The organism is Limosilactobacillus urinaemulieris (genome assembly GCF_014838745.1).
In the GTDB taxonomy this organism is placed as follows: Bacteria; Bacillota; Bacilli; order Lactobacillales; family Lactobacillaceae; genus Limosilactobacillus; species Limosilactobacillus urinaemulieris.
Map to the genome: position 1 here is coordinate 81,670 of NZ_JABUXR010000001.1, position 18,015 is coordinate 99,684.

Annotated in this window: 16 protein-coding genes; 4 read left to right on the forward strand and 12 right to left on the reverse strand. The window is 42.5% G+C overall.

What is annotated here, in order from left to right; genetic code table 11:
• Positions 1-11: 11 nt before the first annotated feature.
• Entirely contained in the window at positions 12-668 is a 657-nt protein-coding gene (locus HUK45_RS00425; RefSeq protein WP_102169346.1) for an HD domain-containing protein, read from the forward strand.
• A gap of 45 nt (positions 669-713) precedes the next feature.
• Here the strand turns inward: HUK45_RS00425 and HUK45_RS00430 are convergent, their stop codons facing one another.
• Entirely contained in the window at positions 714-1,376 is a 663-nt protein-coding gene (locus tag HUK45_RS00430) for a hypothetical protein (protein ID WP_191910595.1), read from the reverse strand.
• On the reverse strand, positions 1,340-2,218 hold the full coding sequence (locus HUK45_RS00435) for a DegV family protein (RefSeq protein ID WP_191910596.1): 879 nt from the start codon (positions 2,216-2,218) through the stop codon (positions 1,340-1,342). Before HUK45_RS00435 ends, HUK45_RS00430 begins: the two co-directional genes overlap by 37 nt.
• Before the next feature lie 213 nt (positions 2,219-2,431).
• On the opposite strand from HUK45_RS00435, the gene HUK45_RS00440 reads away from it, so the two are divergent.
• Positions 2,432-4,120, forward strand: coding sequence for an Rqc2 family fibronectin-binding protein (locus HUK45_RS00440; RefSeq protein ID WP_191910597.1), 1,689 nt, complete (start codon positions 2,432-2,434; stop codon positions 4,118-4,120).
• 82 nt (positions 4,121-4,202) lie between these two features.
• Here the strand turns inward: HUK45_RS00440 and HUK45_RS00445 are convergent, their stop codons facing one another.
• The 5 genes from HUK45_RS00445 to HUK45_RS00465 all read right to left on the reverse strand — a co-directional run bounded on the left by HUK45_RS00445 (position 4,203) and on the right by HUK45_RS00465 (position 9,670).
• Positions 4,203-6,692, reverse strand: coding sequence for an ATP-binding protein (locus HUK45_RS00445; protein ID WP_191910598.1), 2,490 nt, complete (start codon positions 6,690-6,692; stop codon positions 4,203-4,205).
• Positions 6,692-7,774: a carbamoyl phosphate synthase small subunit gene (locus tag HUK45_RS00450; protein ID WP_102169341.1), complete on the reverse strand. Its 1,083-nt coding sequence runs from the start codon at positions 7,772-7,774 to the stop codon at positions 6,692-6,694. Before HUK45_RS00450 ends, HUK45_RS00445 begins: the two co-directional genes overlap by 1 nt.
• A 128-nt stretch (positions 7,775-7,902) precedes the next feature.
• Complete coding sequence (locus tag HUK45_RS00455) at positions 7,903-8,823, reverse strand: RluA family pseudouridine synthase (protein WP_191910599.1); 921 nt, start codon at positions 8,821-8,823, stop codon at positions 7,903-7,905.
• Complete coding sequence (lspA, locus tag HUK45_RS00460; protein ID WP_191910600.1) at positions 8,820-9,272, reverse strand: signal peptidase II; 453 nt, start codon at positions 9,270-9,272, stop codon at positions 8,820-8,822. The genes HUK45_RS00455 and lspA overlap by 4 nt, the downstream gene beginning before the upstream one ends.
• Positions 9,273-9,274: 2 nt before the next feature.
• Positions 9,275-9,670: an EbsA family protein gene (locus HUK45_RS00465; protein ID WP_102169338.1), complete on the reverse strand. Its 396-nt coding sequence runs from the start codon at positions 9,668-9,670 to the stop codon at positions 9,275-9,277.
• A 39-nt stretch (positions 9,671-9,709) separates the two neighbouring features.
• Between HUK45_RS00465 and HUK45_RS00470 the strand changes: the two genes are divergently transcribed.
• Complete coding sequence (locus tag HUK45_RS00470) at positions 9,710-10,099, forward strand: ribonuclease HI family protein (protein ID WP_191910601.1); 390 nt, start codon at positions 9,710-9,712, stop codon at positions 10,097-10,099.
• A 120-nt stretch (positions 10,100-10,219) separates the two neighbouring features.
• Positions 10,220-12,754 carry a M1 family metallopeptidase gene (locus tag HUK45_RS00475; RefSeq protein ID WP_191910602.1) on the forward strand — a complete coding sequence of 845 codons (2,535 nt, stop codon included), beginning with the start codon at positions 10,220-10,222 and terminating at the stop codon, positions 12,752-12,754.
• 70 nt (positions 12,755-12,824) lie between these two features.
• Here HUK45_RS00475 and asd read toward each other — a convergent pair whose 3' ends face one another.
• The 5 genes from asd to HUK45_RS00500 are packed head-to-tail and all read right to left on the reverse strand — an operon-like array spanning position 12,825 to position 18,015.
• Positions 12,825-13,922 (reverse strand): aspartate-semialdehyde dehydrogenase, encoded by a 1,098-nt coding sequence (gene asd, locus HUK45_RS00480; protein ID WP_191910668.1) that lies wholly within the window; start codon positions 13,920-13,922, stop codon positions 12,825-12,827.
• A gap of 18 nt (positions 13,923-13,940) precedes the next feature.
• Positions 13,941-15,125: an aminotransferase class I/II-fold pyridoxal phosphate-dependent enzyme gene (locus HUK45_RS00485; RefSeq protein ID WP_191910603.1), complete on the reverse strand. Its 1,185-nt coding sequence runs from the start codon at positions 15,123-15,125 to the stop codon at positions 13,941-13,943.
• Between the two features lie 12 nt (positions 15,126-15,137).
• Positions 15,138-15,917, reverse strand: a complete 780-nt coding sequence (dapB, locus tag HUK45_RS00490; RefSeq protein ID WP_191910604.1) for a 4-hydroxy-tetrahydrodipicolinate reductase — start codon at positions 15,915-15,917, stop codon at positions 15,138-15,140.
• A gap of 19 nt (positions 15,918-15,936) precedes the next feature.
• Positions 15,937-16,854 (reverse strand): 4-hydroxy-tetrahydrodipicolinate synthase, encoded by a 918-nt coding sequence (dapA, locus tag HUK45_RS00495; protein WP_191910605.1) that lies wholly within the window; start codon positions 16,852-16,854, stop codon positions 15,937-15,939.
• Positions 16,855-16,869: 15 nt separating this feature from the next.
• Positions 16,870-18,015 carry an N-acetyldiaminopimelate deacetylase gene (locus HUK45_RS00500; protein ID WP_191910606.1) on the reverse strand — a complete coding sequence of 382 codons (1,146 nt, stop codon included), beginning with the start codon at positions 18,013-18,015 and terminating at the stop codon, positions 16,870-16,872.

An 18,015-nucleotide genomic window follows, 5' to 3' on the forward strand; every position in this document is an offset into this window, starting at 1 on the left:
GGATTGATTTGATGAATCAAGAACAACAACTAGCGGCAGTTAAGCAATTTACGGTTAATAAACTCGCCAATGATCGGACTGGTCACGGGATGGACCATATTAATCGAGTTGTAAAAAACGCTGCCCGAATTGCTGCCGGTGAGGATTACGATCCCTTCCTCCCCCAAGTAGCAGCTTATCTTCACGATACTGTAGACGAAAAGATTGTTGATAGTGTTACCGCTGCTCAAAATGAGGTTAAGGAATTTCTTCAAAAAATCGAAATGACAACCGAGTACGTGGATACCGTGATGGAAACAATTGATAACATCTCGTTTGCTCATACACTGGAGGGACATCAGATTCAGCTTAGCAAAACAGCCCAAATTGTCCGGGATGCTGACTGGTTAGATGCAATCGGGGCAATTGGAATCACCCGTGCAATCTATTATGGCGGTGCTCATGGCGAGACTATTTATGACCCGAAAATCAAGCCACGGGAAAAGATGAGTAAACAAGAATATCGCAATCTTGACGACGAGACAATTATTAATCATTTTGATGAAAAGCTTCTTGGATTAAAAGACAAACTTTTTACGCCGACTGCACGCACCATTGCCGAACACCGACAACAAGTAATGCTTGATTTTCTTCATGAATTTCATCAAGAATGGGACGCTAAAGCATAAAAAACATCCCTGTAGTTAACACAATTGTTAATTACAGGGATGTTTTTATTTTTGATTATCCTGATCTTTTTTCTTCTGTTTTTTACCCATGTCAATAATTACCGAATCGTTTGAAGACTCATGGTTTGTTGAACTAGGCAACCATTTCTTCCCGAGACGTAATAATAGAATACTAATTGGTGGAACCAAGAATGCGTAGCAAAGCCCCGTTAGCAAAGAAGTGGGTAATGCTAATCGAGCAATTTCAATCATTCCATTGCTACTGCCAGTTAATCGCCAACCGACAATTAAGTAGGCAAGTTCTAGCAACACCAGAATGATCAATCCACTGCTAATCCCAATAGTAATCATTTGTTGATGACGTAATTCTTGCGAAGTCGCCTGTTGCCACCTAACTACCCAGCCACTAAAAAGAGTAGCTAAAGCAGTGACCACTACAGTTTCCCAATCACTTTGGTTGAATCCTAACAAAATTAATTGGGAAACGACCATTAACAAAGCGGAATTCAACATTCCTAACAATGGGATCGCTGCAATTGCTAGCAAAGAGGTCACCGGAGCAATAATTGTTCCGCTCGGCAATACGCCATGAAGGTTTAGCGGTGACAACAGACAAATCGCTAGTAGGATAACTAGCCAAACGATAACGTGAAATAAACGAACTCTCTTCATCATGGTAAAGGCTTCTTTTCTGTATCTTGTAGCCATGCCAGAGCCAGTGCTCCCTGTCCTAAGTGAACACCAACCACCGGGCCAAAGTAAGATAATTCAAATTTAATATCAGGATGATCTGCCTGCAGCTTAGTAAGCCACTTTTCCCCTGCTTCTTTATCGTTAGCATGGAGAACAATTGCCCGTACAGGATAATCCAGCTTTTCAATCGACTCATTAAAAAGCTGTTCACACCGCGCCTTTGCTTTCTTCATTGACCGAACTTTTTCAAAGGCTTCAATATCATGGTTAGAATTATCAAAAGAAAGCAACGGTTTAATCCTTAAAATCGATCCAACAAAGGCGGATGCGTTTGATAATCGTCCCCCACGCACTAAGTTTTGCAGGTCATCAACAACAAAGACATCATGGAACGTATCCCGTAACTCGGTTAGTTTCTTTATAATTTCGTCAACGTCCGCTCCTTGCTTAGCCAATCGTGAAGCTTCAATCGCAAGGTATCCCATTAGCTTAACCGTGATTCCAGAATCAAAGGGAACAATCTTAATTGTATCTTTCATTTGTTCTGCAAGCTGAGTAATATTGTTGAGAAATCCTGAAATAGTCTTTGTAAGGTGAATACTAATCACAGCATCATAGCCATCGTCAGCAAGTTTCTGGTAAAGTTCCATCATCTCACCAATTGAGGGCTGAGAAGTACTGGGGAAAGTACTAGGCGTCTTTAATTGATCATAAAATTCCTCGGTGGTGATATCAACACCTTCACGGTAAGTCTTACCATTGAGGATGAACGGGATTGGTACCACATGAATATTATTGGCTGCGATCTCTTCTTCAGAAAGATAGCAGGTACTGTCAGTTACAACAGCTATTTTCATTAATACTACCTCCATTGGAATGTTGTTATTAATGATTAAAGAATAATTGCATAATATAGGTATTTTAACAACATCGTAATAGATATAGAATACCACATCACTGTACAGAAACCAATAATCCTAATCCTTTGAATTGTCCATTTAGTAAAACAAACGGTATAATAGTGATTGCTATGAAAAATCGTTTAATTAAAACAAAGGAGGAACTAACTAATGGCATTTGATGGTTTCTTTACCCATGCAGTCGTCCACGAATTAAATCAGACCCTAGCGACTGGACGAGTAGCTAAGGTTAACCAACCTTACCCTGCAGAATTAATTATGACTATCCGCGCACATCGGCATAATTACTCTCTGCTTCTTTCAGCCAACCCGACATATCCACGAATGCAAATTACACAAATTGCCTACCAGAATCCCGCAGTTCCCAGTAATTTTGCAATGACTATGCGTAAATACCTTGAGGGGGCAATTTTAGAATCGATTGAGCAAGTCGATAATGATCGAATTATTAAAATGAATTTTAAAACCCGGGATGAATTGGGAGATCAACAACGACTTATCCTGGTGACCGAAATAATGGCCCGGCACAGTAATGTTTCATTGGTTAACGAAAAGACCAATAAAATCATCGATACAATTAAGCATGTTGGTTCCGATCAAAACCGTGTCCGCCTGCTTCTCCCTGGAGCAACCTTTGTGATGCCACCGAAACAAGATAAGGTCAATCCATACCTTCCTAATCAAATCTATACGGATCTAATTCGTGAAGACCTCGATGAAAGCGAATTGGCTAAGCAACTTCAAGCACGTTACCAAGGATTAGGTCGCCAGTCTGCTCAAGAACTAGCTCGCGAACTTAAGGCAAGTTCCGATTTGCCAACGACTTATCACACTTTTTTGAAGCGGTTTGAAAATCCGGATCCCGTGATTTATGACGACAATAATGGAAAACGGCAATTTGCGGCATTCCCACCTAGTAATATTAAGGAAGAGCAGCTCACCCATTATGATACCCTTTCTGTAATGCTTGATGCTTTCTATGCACAAAAAGCAGAACGGGACCGGTCTAAAGAATTAGCTGGTCAGGTTCTTAAAGTGCTTCATAATGAACTAAAGAAGGACCGCCGTAAAATTAAGAAGCTCAACCAGCAACTTGAGGATGCGGCAAAAGCGGATTACTACCGGATTCGTGGTGAAATTTTGACGACTTATTTAGGAAAACTGACTGCGGGAATGACAGAAATTACCCTGCCGAACTTTTATGATGATAATAAACCACTCAAGATCAAACTTGATCCAGAACTTTCCCCTTCACGAAACGCCCAAAAATACTTCACTAAGTATGACAAGTTAAAGACCTCAGTTGATTACGTTAAGGAACAGCTGAAACTTGCCAATGACGAAATTCGCTACCTTGCAAATATCGAGAGTCAAATTGACCTTGCTTCACCAGCTGATATTCAGGAAATTCGTTTAGAACTTCAGCAACAAGGTTACATTAAACAAAAACGACAGAAAAGTAAGAAACGGCGAAAAGTTAGGGTAAGTAAGCCGGAAGAATTTCATACTAGCAACGGGACAACCGTTCTTGTCGGGAAAAATAACCTGCAAAACGATCGCCTTAGCTTTAAGATTGCCAACAAAAACGATATTTGGCTTCACGTTAAGGATATTCCTGGTTCGCACGTCATTATTCGTGATAGTGATCCGGATGACCAAACACTGCTTGAAGCTGCCCAACTTGCTGCTTACTTCTCAAAGGGACGCGATTCTGATAACGTTCCTGTTGATTATCTGCCCGCTAAACGTCTCCACAAACCAAATGGTGCTAAGCCGGGTTTTGTAACTTTTACCGGCCAGAAAACATTGTATGTTACACCACATAAACTAAAAAATTAATCTAATGTTAGATTGAAAATGAGGATTCAAAGCTCGTTAACCCCGGTCTTTGAATCCTCACTTTTTATAATTATGTAATTTCTTAATCCATAAATTGGATCTCAGCACCGATAATCTTATTCGGACCAAGAATTCCCTGCGGCTTCATCTGGAGCGACTCAACTGGAAAAGTGGCGCGATAGGTCACGGTTCCTGTTGGTTGCGTGATTTCAGTATCAGCAAGATTAAAGCTCTGATCACTAACAACTCTTCCCAGAAGCGCTGGAAGGTTAATCCCTAGTGATTTTGAAAGGAACGCTACTTCCGGAAGGCTAATTGATTGAACTGTTAATGCTTTATATTCCAGTCCATCTTGCTCAAAAATTACCTGATAAAAGCCTGGCTTTGACTGCTGCTCAACTACCTCACAAGCAGTAGCCTGCATTTTCTTTAACTCCTCATCTTTGATTGCAGCCGGTAACTGTAAATTAACCATCTCGTAATCAAAATTAGTGGCAGATTGTAAAGCTGCGGTTGAAGCGAGAAACTTTTCATTTTTCCCGTCCCAGAGGTAATCAAGTGCTACTAACTGGTTAGAGCGTGGTTGCAAATTGCCTAAACGGTCATCTGGCAAGGTAATAACTTTGCTTTGCAAATCATATTGCTTTAACGTCTCTAAGAGATTGGTGTAACTAGTGGGAATGAAAATTAACTGTGGCTGATCGATCTCAACAACCGAAAGAACATTCTCAGCTGATGCGGGTTCAATATACCGCTTGTCGGCAATTAATGTGTTAAGAGTCACAGAACTTGGATTACAATTCATAATAATTGTGTGGAAATTCTGTCGGTGAAGCTGCATCATCATAGAAGCAACAAAAAAGTCCCCAGCATTACTAAGTCCCAATCGTAAGCCACCCGTGCCGATAAATAAAGCACTTGGTTGTGGCAATGTTAATGCTTCATTTTCATCCTCATAGGCCGAATAAAACGTCTGGGTATGTTGATCAAATTCACCAGCAGACGGTTCAACTTCCTTATACTTCACTGTAAGATTATGATCCTGCATCATTTGGTAAATTTGTTTAGGAGTCGTTTCCCAGAGCTTAGCAATTAACTGGTTGCTTAATCCGTTGTGCTTAGCCTTAGCTAAAACCGGCTCTTTTCCTGGATGTTCAATCAATTCGGTTATAAGTTCCTTCATCTTTGCTAGTTGATCAAAATAAAAGGGATCGATCTTAGTCATTTCAACTAGTTCGTAGGCGGTATAGCCACGTTGCATCGCTTCCAAAAGAGAAAATAGTCGTTCAGCATGCGGATGGACTAATCGATCAACTAATTCATCATCAGATAACTTTGCCTGCGATTGGAGGTGAAAGTCAGTTGGCTCATGATACCGCGACTCAATCGCTTTAAATAACGCTTCAGCTGGACTTCGACCAATACCGAAAACCGTCCCGACGGATTTCTTTTCAGTCCCCAATAATTGTTTTTGCGCTTGTTCCGGACTAAATCCCCAAACGGGTACCCGTGCCGCAATATGATCCATTGCTGGTTCAATTAAGGCCGCATGTTTAGCAAATCCCGGACCTAAATCAATCTCCCGCAATGTTTTGCCTAAATATAACTGGGCGCTCACCATCGCTACTGGATAGCCAGTTGACTGAGCGACAAAGGACACCATCCGGTCAAAGTATGGACTACTCTTAATGACATAAAAATTATCATTAACTGGATCTAGGGCAAATTGAACGTGATTAACCCCAACAATCCGTAATTTTCGGGTAATCGCAAATGCAGTATCCCGCATATCCTGGATTTGGCGGTCAAGGAGCGTCTGCACGGGATTAAAGGCAATCGAATCACCAGCATGAATCCCAATCGGATCCATATCCTCAACCATCCCGAGCATCATCATTGTTCCGGATCGATCACGCTGAACAACCACTTCAATTTCCTTATAGCCAGCAAGACTTTGCTGAACGTAAACCTGTTCTGCTCGCGATTGATTTAGACACTTACTGACAGCAGCGGCTAATTCACTTTGGTCGTGAACGATCTGCCGGGTACTTGTAATTTTAGGTAACACGGAGCGAATAATTACCGGATAACCAAGTCGCTGAGCTTCTTCTAATGCATCGGGATAATTATTAACCGTAACGATCTTCTTCATCGGCGCACCCATTTGACGGAGAGTTCGCTCAAGTAACACTGGGTTATTAACTTGACGCACGGTTGCTTCCGGTACTCCAAGAAGTTCAATCTCCTTTTTTCGCAAAATTCCCTTTTCAAGCAACTCCTGCGTAAGAAGAAAAGCTTGCCGATTACCTAATGTCGGCAGGATTGCCCGTGGTTGGTATTTTTCGATCAATTCAATCAAATGGTTAACGGTCAATGGTCCAATTGATGAATGATCGATAACGGAAGAATCATTCAGGCTATAAGAAAATGGGTTATTGTCCGCTAAGATAGTGGTAACACCAGCTCGACGAAGGTAGGTTGCTAGCTGATAAGTTGCGGAATCAACTTCATCCCCATGCTGAATATTGTTCGGACCAGCACCGATAATCAAAATTGATTTTTTATTTGTCACTACCGTCGTTCCTCCTTCCGCTTCATCGTGTCAATAAATTCATCAAATAAGCCATCTGTTTCATCTGGTCCTGGTGCACCATCCGGGAAGAATTGGACGGAGAAAGCTGGAAACTGCCGATGACGCAATCCTTGGACGCTACTGTCAATCATATCAGTATACGTAACGAATAATTTTGACCGATCGACTGTACTCCAATCAACTGTATAACCCTCTGATTGGTTCGCATAAACGATGTGATCAGTAATGATTTCCTTAATTGGGTGATTCATCCCGTGATGCTCAACACCAAGCGGCATTACCTGAGCGCCATTAGCCAACGCAAATAGTTCATGACCAAGGCCAATTCCGAAGAGCGGTACTTGTTCCTGAACTTTTCGGATCATTTCCAGGACCGCTGACTTCACATAATGCGGATCGCCAGGACCACTTGAAAGGACTACCCCGTCAGGATCAAGCCGTAAAATTTCGTCGGCAGTCGCGTTATATGGCAGAACAGTGACATTGCACTTTCGCCGACTCAGCTCCCGAAGGATCCCGTTCTTTAAGCCAAAATCAACCACAACTACACTCATTCCAACTCCAGGATTAGGGTATGGTTTAGGCGTCGAAACCTGAGCGACCTGCTGGTTTGTCAAAACGGTCGCGTGAAGCTGATCAAAGGCATGATCATCGGGGACCGGAACGATACTTCCCTTTAATGGTTTACCAGCATCACGAAGTTTATGGGTGATTGCCCGAGTATCAATATTAGTAATTCCCGGAATATTCATTTGATTTAAATATTGATCCAGAGTTAATCGACGGATATTATCGGTTGCTACATTCGATAACGAGCGAACAATTACCCCCTTAATAGTCGGGACAATTGATTCATAAATATTCCGTTGGATCCCATAACCGCCAATATTCGGTTGGGTAAAGGTTACAATTTGATTATCGTAAATCTGGTTAGTAATAATTTCCTGGTAACCCGTCATGCTTGTATTAAAAACTACTTCACCAAAGGTTACTGCTGGTGAGCCAAATCCATCACCTTTAAAGATGGTTCCGTCTTCAAAAATTAGGTAGCGTGCTGCCACAGTGCTCACTCCTTTTTCACCGCATTTGTTTCCTTAACTATTATATAAATGATCGGAAATGTTTCAAAGAGCTATTAAATAAAAAAGCCTAGCAAATTTTAAAAATGATCTGCTAAGCGTTTAACAATTCACTGTGAAGGTCGATCCGTTTTTTCTAAGTGATCGATCATTTTTTGAAAATACTCTGGTAGTGGTGACGTAAAGGTCATCTGCTTACCCGTCCGAGGGTGTTTAAACCCTAATAACCGTGCATGAAGGTACTGACCGTTACCAGAAAGTGTTTTCCGTGGTCCATATAGTGGATCGCCTGCTAGTGGGTGCCCAATATACTTCATGTGAACACGAATCTGGTGTGTCCGTCCCGTTTCTAATCGGCAGCTGACCAACGTATAGTGCTGAAAACGTTCTAAAACTTTAAAATGAGTTACCGCATGGCGACCATCTTCAACCACTACCTGCTTTTTCCGATCCTTCTTTGATCGACCAAGCGGCGCATCAATCGTTCCACGCTCTTCCTTAATCACACCATGAACTAGGGCGACGTATTCCCGTTCATTAGTCTTTGCTTTTAGCTGAGCAGCTAATGAACGGTGGGCGAGATCATTTTTAGCAATCATTAATAACCCAGAAGTGTCCTTATCAATACGGTGAACAATTCCTGGACGAAACTCGCCGTTAATTGTCGACAATGGCGAATGGTAAAGAAGAGCGTTAACTAGGGTATGGTTGGGATGCCCGGGAGCCGGGTGAACTACCATCCCCTGTGGCTTATTAACGACAATCACATCATCATCCTCATACACAATGTCTAAGGGGATGTTTTCTGGCTCTAAGTCAATTTTCTGTAGCTTTTCGGGTTGAACAACAACTTTATCACCAACCGCGAGCTTATACTTAGGCTTAACTGTCTCACCGTTCACGGTAACGTTACCGTCTTCAATCCACTTTTGTAATTGCGACCGGGAAACAGTCGTTAAATGGTGGGCAAGTTCCTTATCAATTCGTCCAGTCATCGCTGAGTCAATCGTTAGTTTCAACTCATCTGTCACTTTTCATCATCCTCACGAAGCACAATAATAATCAGCATAATTACCCCAATCGTTAGGCACATATCCGCAATATTAAACACCGGGAAATTAACTGGTAAAAATTCAAACATATCAACGACATAGCCTTGAAGCAAGCGGTCAATAAAGTTGCCAATTGCCCCTGCCAAAATTAAACTCAGGCACAGTAAAATCGGGTGACGGTGACGAAACCGCCAAAAGCAATAGCCAATTCCCGCAATCACAACAACCGTTACAATGCTGAAGAATAATTGCTGACCCTGAAACATACTCCAAGCAGCCCCATAGTTATGGAGGTTAGTTAAATCCATAATCCCAGGAATAAAGTGTTGACTGTGATTCAACGCAATATTAGTGCTGACCCAAATCTTCAGCCATTGATCAAGACAGATTAAAGCAAGGATCAATAAGAGGTAACTAAAAAAGATCATCCCTACTGTTCCTCCTTTAAGTTGCTCAACGCCAGTTTCAGTCGCCGAATTGCCTTATTTGAAAAAGCAAAGTTAAATACTTCCCCATTAACAGTAAAACTAACCGTATGTTTAGTGAACCGTGGCTGACGAATATCAGCTAATGGAATTACTAAATAGTCTTTTTGCAAAACTCTGCTAAAGACCATTTTACTTGGAGTGATTAGTACGGTTCGCCGAAAAATTCCCAAAAGCGTTACAATAATAAAAAGCAAAAAAAGAAGGGCTGTTAACCACTGGAAGTGAGTAATCTCAAGCCAGACAACTAGACCAGCGATAAAAATCAAGAATGTCCAGCACCAGCTAATGATTGTTGTAGTAAGGTTAGGTTGATAAAAATAACGAGTTTCTTCTTCCATAAAGTAAAGTTTTCCTTTCAATTGGGGTGAATTAATTTTATGCTAAAAATATATACAGATGCTGCAACTAAGGGTAATCCCGGACCAACAGGACTTGGAATCCTAATTATTAATCAGCACCAACAGCAACAACTCTCACAAACTCTTGAGTCCGCAACAAACCACGAGGGTGAATTTGCGGCAGCGATTGCTGGTTTTCAGTACCTAGTTGACCATTATGACCATCAGGAAACAGTTTTATTCTATACCGATAGTCGATTATTAAGCGATGCGATTGGTAAAAATTATACTAAACATTACCAACAGCAATTAAAACAGTTAAATCAGCTTCTTAGCCAATTTACAACGGTAGTTACCCAGTGGATTAGTGAGCGCGAAAATCACGGTGCCCATCATCTAGCCAATCAAGCTCTCCAAAAACTTGAATGAAATCGCCCACTATTATAGCAAATTTTAGGCTAAAATGCTGTCTTATTCAGCTAAGAACCAAGTTACGGTATAATGGTAAAAGAATTTGTTAAAGCAGTTAAGTAAAGGACTGGTGAATTTATGTCAACAATTAAACGTCTTTATGAAAAGTTTCAACCTTCCCACTACGATGTCTTTATTAATATCGATCGGGAAAAGAAAACCATCACTGGTAACACAACCATTACGGGAAATGCAAGTGAGCCCCAAATCAGTGTTAACCAAAAATTCCTCACAATCTCATCCGTCCAAATTGCTGGTGAAGATGTTCCCTTCACAGTAAATAACGATGATGAAACGGTAAATATTACCGTACCGGAAACCGGAGAAGTTACCTTAACAATTAATTACTCTGCCCCATTAACAGATACAATGATGGGGATCTACCCTTCATACTACAAGGTTAACGGTGAAAAGAAGCAAATCATTGGAACCCAATTTGAGACTATCTTTGCTCGTCAAGCGTTTCCCTGTGTTGATGAACCCGAAGCCAAGGCTACTTTTAGTTTAGCAATTAAATTCGATGAACATCCGGGAGAAACGATCATCGCTAACATGCCAGAAGATCACGTTTCAGCTGGCGTACACTACTTCCAGCAAACCGTTCGAATGTCAACCTACCTAGTTGCCTTTGCTTTTGGTGAACTTCAATCCAAGAAGACAACTACTGAAAGCGGTGTTGAGGTCGGTGTTTTTGCTACTAAGGCTCACCAACCAAAAGAATTGGACTTTGCTCTTGAAATTGCGAAAAAAGCAATTGAATTCTACGAAAAGTTCTACCAAACTCCGTACCCGCTTCCCCACTCATGGCAATTAGCGCTCCCTGACTTTTCTGCCGGGGCAATGGAAAACTGGGGATTGGTAACATACCGGGAAGCATACCTCCTTCTCGATCCAGACAATACTTCATTAGATATGAAGCGCCTTGTTGCTACTGTTATTACTCATGAATTGGCTCACCAATGGTTTGGTGATCTGGTCACAATGAAGTGGTGGGATGATCTCTGGCTTAACGAAAGTTTCGCTAACATGATGGAATACGTTGCGGTAGACGCAATTCATCCTGAATGGAAGATTTGGGAATTGTTCCAAACTTCTGAAGCACCAATGGCTTTACAACGGGATGCCACTGATGGTGTCCAATCAGTCCACGTTCAAGTTAACAATCCAGCTGAAATTGATGCCCTGTTTGATGGCGCAATTGTCTATGCGAAGGGTGCACGGATGCTGGTAATGGTTCGCGCATTAATTGGCGATGATGCTTTACGTGAAGGGCTGAAGAACTACTTTGAAGCTCATCAGTACCATAATGCAACTGGAGCGGATCTCTGGGACGCTCTTGGTAAAGCCGCTAACCTTGATATCGGTGCCATCATGAAGTCATGGCTTGAACAACCTGGTTACCCAGTTGTTGAGGCAAAAGTGTTTGATGGGCAGCTTCAATTAAGTCAACAACAGTTCTTTATTGGTGATGGTCATGATACTGGTCGGTTATGGCAAATTCCATTAAATGCTAACTATAAGGAAGCACCGCAAATTATGAAGGAACAGACCATTAACCTTGGTGACTATCAAGAATTACGCCAGCAAGAAGGGAAGCCATTCAGGCTCAATATTGGCAACAATTCACACTTTATTGTTAAGTACGACCAAACTTTGATGAATGACATCCTTGATCATCTCGATAAGTTAACCGCGATTGATCAACGACAACTACTTCAAGATTTCCGGCTCTTAGCCGATGGTCAACAATTATCCTACGCGGACATCATTCCGCTCCTGCCACGCTTTGCCGATAGTCATTCCGAAATCGTTAATACCGCACTTTATGCAATTGTGAATAAGTTAAAGCAATTCGTAACTCCCGGTAGCGCAGAGGAAAGTGCATTAAAGAAATTTGTGAACCAATTAAGTGCTAAGCAGGTTAGTCGACTTGGCTGGAAACCACAAAGTAATGAATCAAATGATGATCAATTAACTCGGCCAATCGTCTTGGGCGCTGCTCTCTATGCAGAAAATCCAGAAGCAATTAAGGCTGCTCATGAAATCTTTACTAACAACTATCATCGGTTAGAAAAGCTCCCTGCTGATATTCGACCACTAGTATTGCGGAATGAAGTTAAGCATTACGGAAGCAAGGAACTCTTCAACGAATTGCTTGAAGATTACCGGGAGACAATCGATGCTAGTTATAAAGGTGACTTAAACGGTGCAATTACTAGCACTCCAGATAATTCATTAATCACCGAACTAATTAATGAATTTGAAAACGCTGATACAATTAAGCCCCAAGACCTTCGTGGCTGGTACCGCAACGTTCTTGCAAACAATGCCGGTCAACAAGCTGCCTGGGATTGGATTCGTAATGATTGGGACTGGCTTGAAAAGACCGTCGGTGGTGATATGGAATTTGCAACCTACATCACCGTAACCGCGAACGTATTCCATACTCCAGCCCGACTAGCTGAATTCAAGCTGTTCTTTGAACCAAAGATTGACACTCCAGGATTAACTCGTGAAATCACCATGGATATTAGCGTAATCGAAAGTAAGGTTAAACTGGTTCAAGCTGAAAAGGATGCTGTTGTTAAGACTCTTCAGTCAGTTACTCGTTAGTAACTAAAACCATTTAAAAAATAAAAGCGGTTCAGAAATTTTCTGAATCGCTTTTCATTTTTAAATATTACTAATCACGAGGTTCAAGGTAACCCTTAGCTGCCAAAAGTTCGGCTAGTTCAATTGCGCCACCAGCAGCTCCCCGGGCAGTGTTATGGGATAAGCCAACAAACTTCCAATCAAAAATCTTGTCAGGACGAAGCCGACCGATTGAAATTCCCATGCCGTGTTCAAAGTTGACGTCATAGCGGACTTGCGGACGATCATCATCGTTTAAGTATTGAATAAATTGATGTGGTGCACTTGGTAATTTTAATTCTTGTGGAACACCACTGTATTCTTCCAAGGCTTCAATCAATTCTTCCTTGCTTGGATTTTGTTTGAGGTTAATAAAGGTGGCAACAGTATGCCCATAGAGTACAGGAACCCGTAAGCATTGACTCGTAATTACTGGAGACTGTGCCTTTACGATTTCCTTCTTTTCTGGATCGAGATGGCCAAAGATTTTTAGTGGTTCATCTTCAGACTTAGCTTCTTCACCTGGAATGTATGGGATAACGTTATTTTGAATTTCAGGAGCAGTCTGAAGAGTTTTTCCAGCACCGGAAATTGCTTGATAGGTACATGCCAGTACTTGGGTTGGTTCAAACTTTTGCCAAGCAGCAATTGCAGGGGTGTAACTTTGAATGGAGCAGTTTGGCTTAACGGCGACAAAACCTCGCTGCGTCCCTAACCGTTCCCGTTGTGCTTTAATGATTTCAATGTGATCGGGATTAATTTCCGGAACCACCATCGGAACATCAGGAGTCCACCGATGTGCACTATTATTTGAAACTACTGGAGTTTCATGCTTAGCATACTCATCTTCCAGCTTCCGGGTATCTGCCTTATCCAAGTTAATTGCTGAAAAAATAAAGTCAACTTGTGAAGCAACCGCATCAACATCTTCGGCATCAAGCACTGGCAAATTCTTAACCGCATCCGGAATTGGCGTTTCTCCCATTTTCCAGCGACCGCTAACGGCTTCACCATACGTCTTTCCAGCACTGTGCTTACTAGCAGCAACTGTCGTCACTTCGAACCAGGGATGGTTGGCAAGCAGGGTAACATAACGCTGACCAACCATTCCCGTTGCCCCGATAATTCCCACTTTTAATTTTTCACTCATCATAAATTCCTTCTTACTTTAATTTAACTGTTCCATAAAGGAGCCTAACCGGCGAATTACTGTTTCAATATTGTCGTCCGAAGCGGCGTAGGAAAGACGAATGTGTCCTTCACCACCAGGGCCAAATGCTTGACCAGGAATTACCCCGACCTTAGCTTCATGGGCTAACTGACGAGCAAACTTGAAATCATCATTACCAAACGCTTTCGGAATCTTCGCAAAGATATAGAAAGCACCATCTGGTACCGCAATCTTAAAGCCCAGCTTCTTCATTGCCGCTGCCAAACGATCCCGCCGTTTTTGGTAATGCTGCTTAAATTCAACTGGATCAGCAGCACCGTTAGTCAGAGCTTCAAGTGCTGCCGCCTGGGCAGTATCATTCGGTGCCGTTACCATAAACGAATGCATCTTTGAGATTTGGTTAATTGCGTCTTGCGGAGCTGCTACATAGCCTAATCGCCAGCCCGTCATTGCATGTGACTTTGACAAGCCGCTAATGAGAATCGTCTGTTCAGGAAGAAGCGTTGCTAACGAGGTAAACGGCTGATCGTAAATTAACTCACTATAAATCTCGTCGACAATCGCTAGCAGGTGATGTTCCTTGATTACCTTTGCCAGCGAAACTAGCTCATCACGGGAATAGCATCGTCCGGTCGGATTATTCGGGTAATTAAGAATAATTGCTTTGACCCTACTTTCCTCACGCTGCAATATTTTTTCAAGCCGTTCTGCGGTTAATAGAAAACCATCATTTGAAGTATCAACCTTGATTGGCGTTGCTCCCGTAAGTGAAACACTCGGGAAATAAAGGGAAAAGATTGGTGTCGGAATAATCACTTCGTCCCCAGGATTTAATAGGGCAAAGGTTGTTGCCGTAATCGCTTCGGTTGCCCCAACAGTTACGATAATCTCTCTTTCTGGATCATAATGAACCGACCGGGTTTCCATTAGATAATCACTAATTGCTTTACGCAACGGTAACGTTCCCCGACTTGCCGAATAGTGAGAATCATTGTCCTTAATACTATTTATGGCTGCTTGCTTAACGTGGTCGGGAACATCAAAGTCAGGTTCGCCTAAAGTTAACTTAACAATTCCTGGAACCGCGGAAATTTCATCATCGAATGCCCGAATCTGTGCAGGCGGTAACTCAGCAACCCGCTGATTGACAACCTGTTCTAGTTGTTGATCTAACTTTGGCATTTCAAATCCCTCCTACAAGATCTTTTCGAGACCAACGACGAGGTGATCTAAGTCACCTACCTTCTCTAAAGCAACTTTAACTCCACTCATAAAGGATTGCCGGTCAAATGAGTCCTGACGAATTGTCAAGGCTTCCCCAGCACCACCAAAGAGAACCTGCTCATGGGCGATGTAACCGGGAAGACGGACAGAATGAATCTTAATTCCGTGGTAGTCACCACCACGGACACCAGCCAAGGACTCGGTTTCATCAGGATTACTTTCATGTGGTTCACGAACCTGATCAATTAACTTTGCCGTGCTTAAAGCAGTCCCAGATGGCGCATCCTTTTTATCTGCATGGTGCATTTCAATCACTTCTACATCCGGGAAGTACTTTGCTGCTTCTTGGGCAAACTTCATTAAAAGAACCGCTGACATCCCGAAGTTTGGTGCAATTAAGCCACCAAGGTGCTTGCTTTCACTCAGTTCAATCAACTCTTGTTCTTGCTCATCAGTCAATCCGGTGGTCCCAACAACTGGCAATAAACCATTATTCAACGCATACTTAACGTTCTCGTAAACGGCGCTTGGCACTGTAAAGTCAAGCCAGATATCCGCTACTGTTGGATCAATATCCGTTAACAAGTTAAACACCTTGACGCCCTCGCCCAAATGGTATTGCTCACGGTCAGCTGCATCCAGGTGCGGTGCTAAAACAGCGGTAATTTCCATGTCCGGCATTGAGTTAACCAGGTCAACCGCTTTTTGACCCATTGCACCGGTTGCTCCTGCGATTAATACGTTTGCCATTAGCTATCTCTCCTCCATTTTATAAGTCTAACGGAAGTGTCTTATTTTCTAAGGAATCTGCTGGTAAGTCGAGTGCTTGTTCAAGCTGGGTTTGTTCTTCCTTATTAAGGGAAAGAATTGGCAGACGACAGTCACCAGCATTAAAGCCTTGGGCATTCAGAACGGCCTTGACTGGAGATGGGGATGGGAACATGAAGCATGCCGCCATCCGTGGAGTTAACCACCGCTGAAGCTTTCCGGCAAGCTTGTAATCGCCACGGTAAAGGGCATCGAACATTTGCCGCATTTCCTTAACATAAATATGCGAAGCGACTGAAACAACCCCATTAGCGCCTAATACTCGTGAAGTCAATGCTTGGGCATCTTCACCGGTAAAGACAAGGAAATCATCCGCCTTATGTTCAATGATGTATTCCATATCTTCTAGTGGTGCACACTGCTTAATTCCAGCGATATTTGGGTGTTGGGAAAGTTCAACGACAGTTTCTGGAGCCATCTTTGAGCCGGTCCGTCCTGGAATATTGTAGATAATAATTGGCAAGTTCACGTTGTCTGCTACCGTCTTAAAGTGGGCAAGCATCCCCCGTTGGTTTGGCTTGTTGTAAGGTGGTACTACTACTAAAGCGTAGTCAATCCCGTTAATTTGGCCAACTTCATTAGTGAGGGCAATTGTTTCTTGAGGATTATTACTTCCTGTACCAGCGATTACAGGAACCCGACCATCAACGATTTCCCCAAACCGGGTATATAAAGCAATCTTCTCATCATGGGTTAGTTCCGGAGTTTCACCAGTAGTTCCACCGATGACAAAGCCGTTACAACCACGGTCAATCAATGAGTTGGTTAACTTTTCTAATGCGTTAAAGTCGATCTCGTTATCACTATTAAAGGGCGTTACAATCGCTGTTAATAAATCTGCATTTGCTAATGTTGTCATATTCTCTTCCTCCAATTATTCTGTCATCCGATATTCCAAGAAACCTGTAATTGCGTCAACACCGCGCTGGATTGCTTCTTCCTTTGGCTTTAAGGTTGCTGAATGCAATTGTGAATCATCATCGACTCCCAACCAAAACATTGTTCCCGGAAACTTTGCCAAAAGAAAGCCAAAATCTTCTCCGGTCATTGCCGGTGCGGTTTCAATAAAGTTTACATTAGGCGTTGACTTCATGTATGAGATAAAACGCTTGGTCAATTCAGGGTTATTCTCAACTGGCCAATAGCCACCCTGGTTTAATTCCAGACTAACCGTCATGTTATAACTTCGGCCAATTCCTTCACAAACATCTTTTAACCGCTGATCAATTGTTTCAATCATCTTTTGGGTTAGCCCGCGGATCGTCCCTTCGATTCGGGTATGACCAGCAATCACATTTCTGATCGTTCCGCCATCAATCTTTCCTAAAGTAATTACCCCGCTTTGAATCGGGTCAATACTCCGTGAGATTACCGTTTGCACCTGACTAATCAGCATTGCGGCTGCAACAATCGTATCGTTGGCGTCTTGCGGGTAAGCGGCATGACCACCCTTTCCGGTTAAATCAATGTTCACTTCAGTTGTTCCCGCAAATAAAGTTCCCATTCGACAACCAATCGCCCCAGCAGGTAAATCAGGATTATCGTGTAAGCCATAAAATTCGTCAGGACGCCAACGACCATGAAATAACCCTAGTTCATATGATTGCTTACCACCGCTCTCGCTTTCTTCTGCTGGTTGGAAGAAAAAGAGAAGGTTGTCCTTGGGCTGGTGTTCACTAAAGTAGGAAAGGACTCCTAATGCCACAGTCATGTGAATATCATGACCACAAGCGTGCATCACGCCCGGGTGCTGAGAAGAATACGGCAAACCAGTCTGCTCTTCTACCGGCAAAGCGTCAATATCAGTGCGATAGCCAATTGTTCGTTGCGGATCAAAGCCGTGAACTAGCACCATCATTGAAGTTGGCAATTCATCTGGATTACGAATTTCTAAGAATTCCTGGTTCATCGCCTTCACCGTTTCTAAAAGGAACTGGTGAGTTTCAGATTCCTGAAGTGCTAATTCCGGAATCTGATGAAGATGACGCCGAATCTTAATTAAATCACTTTCGCTTAACAT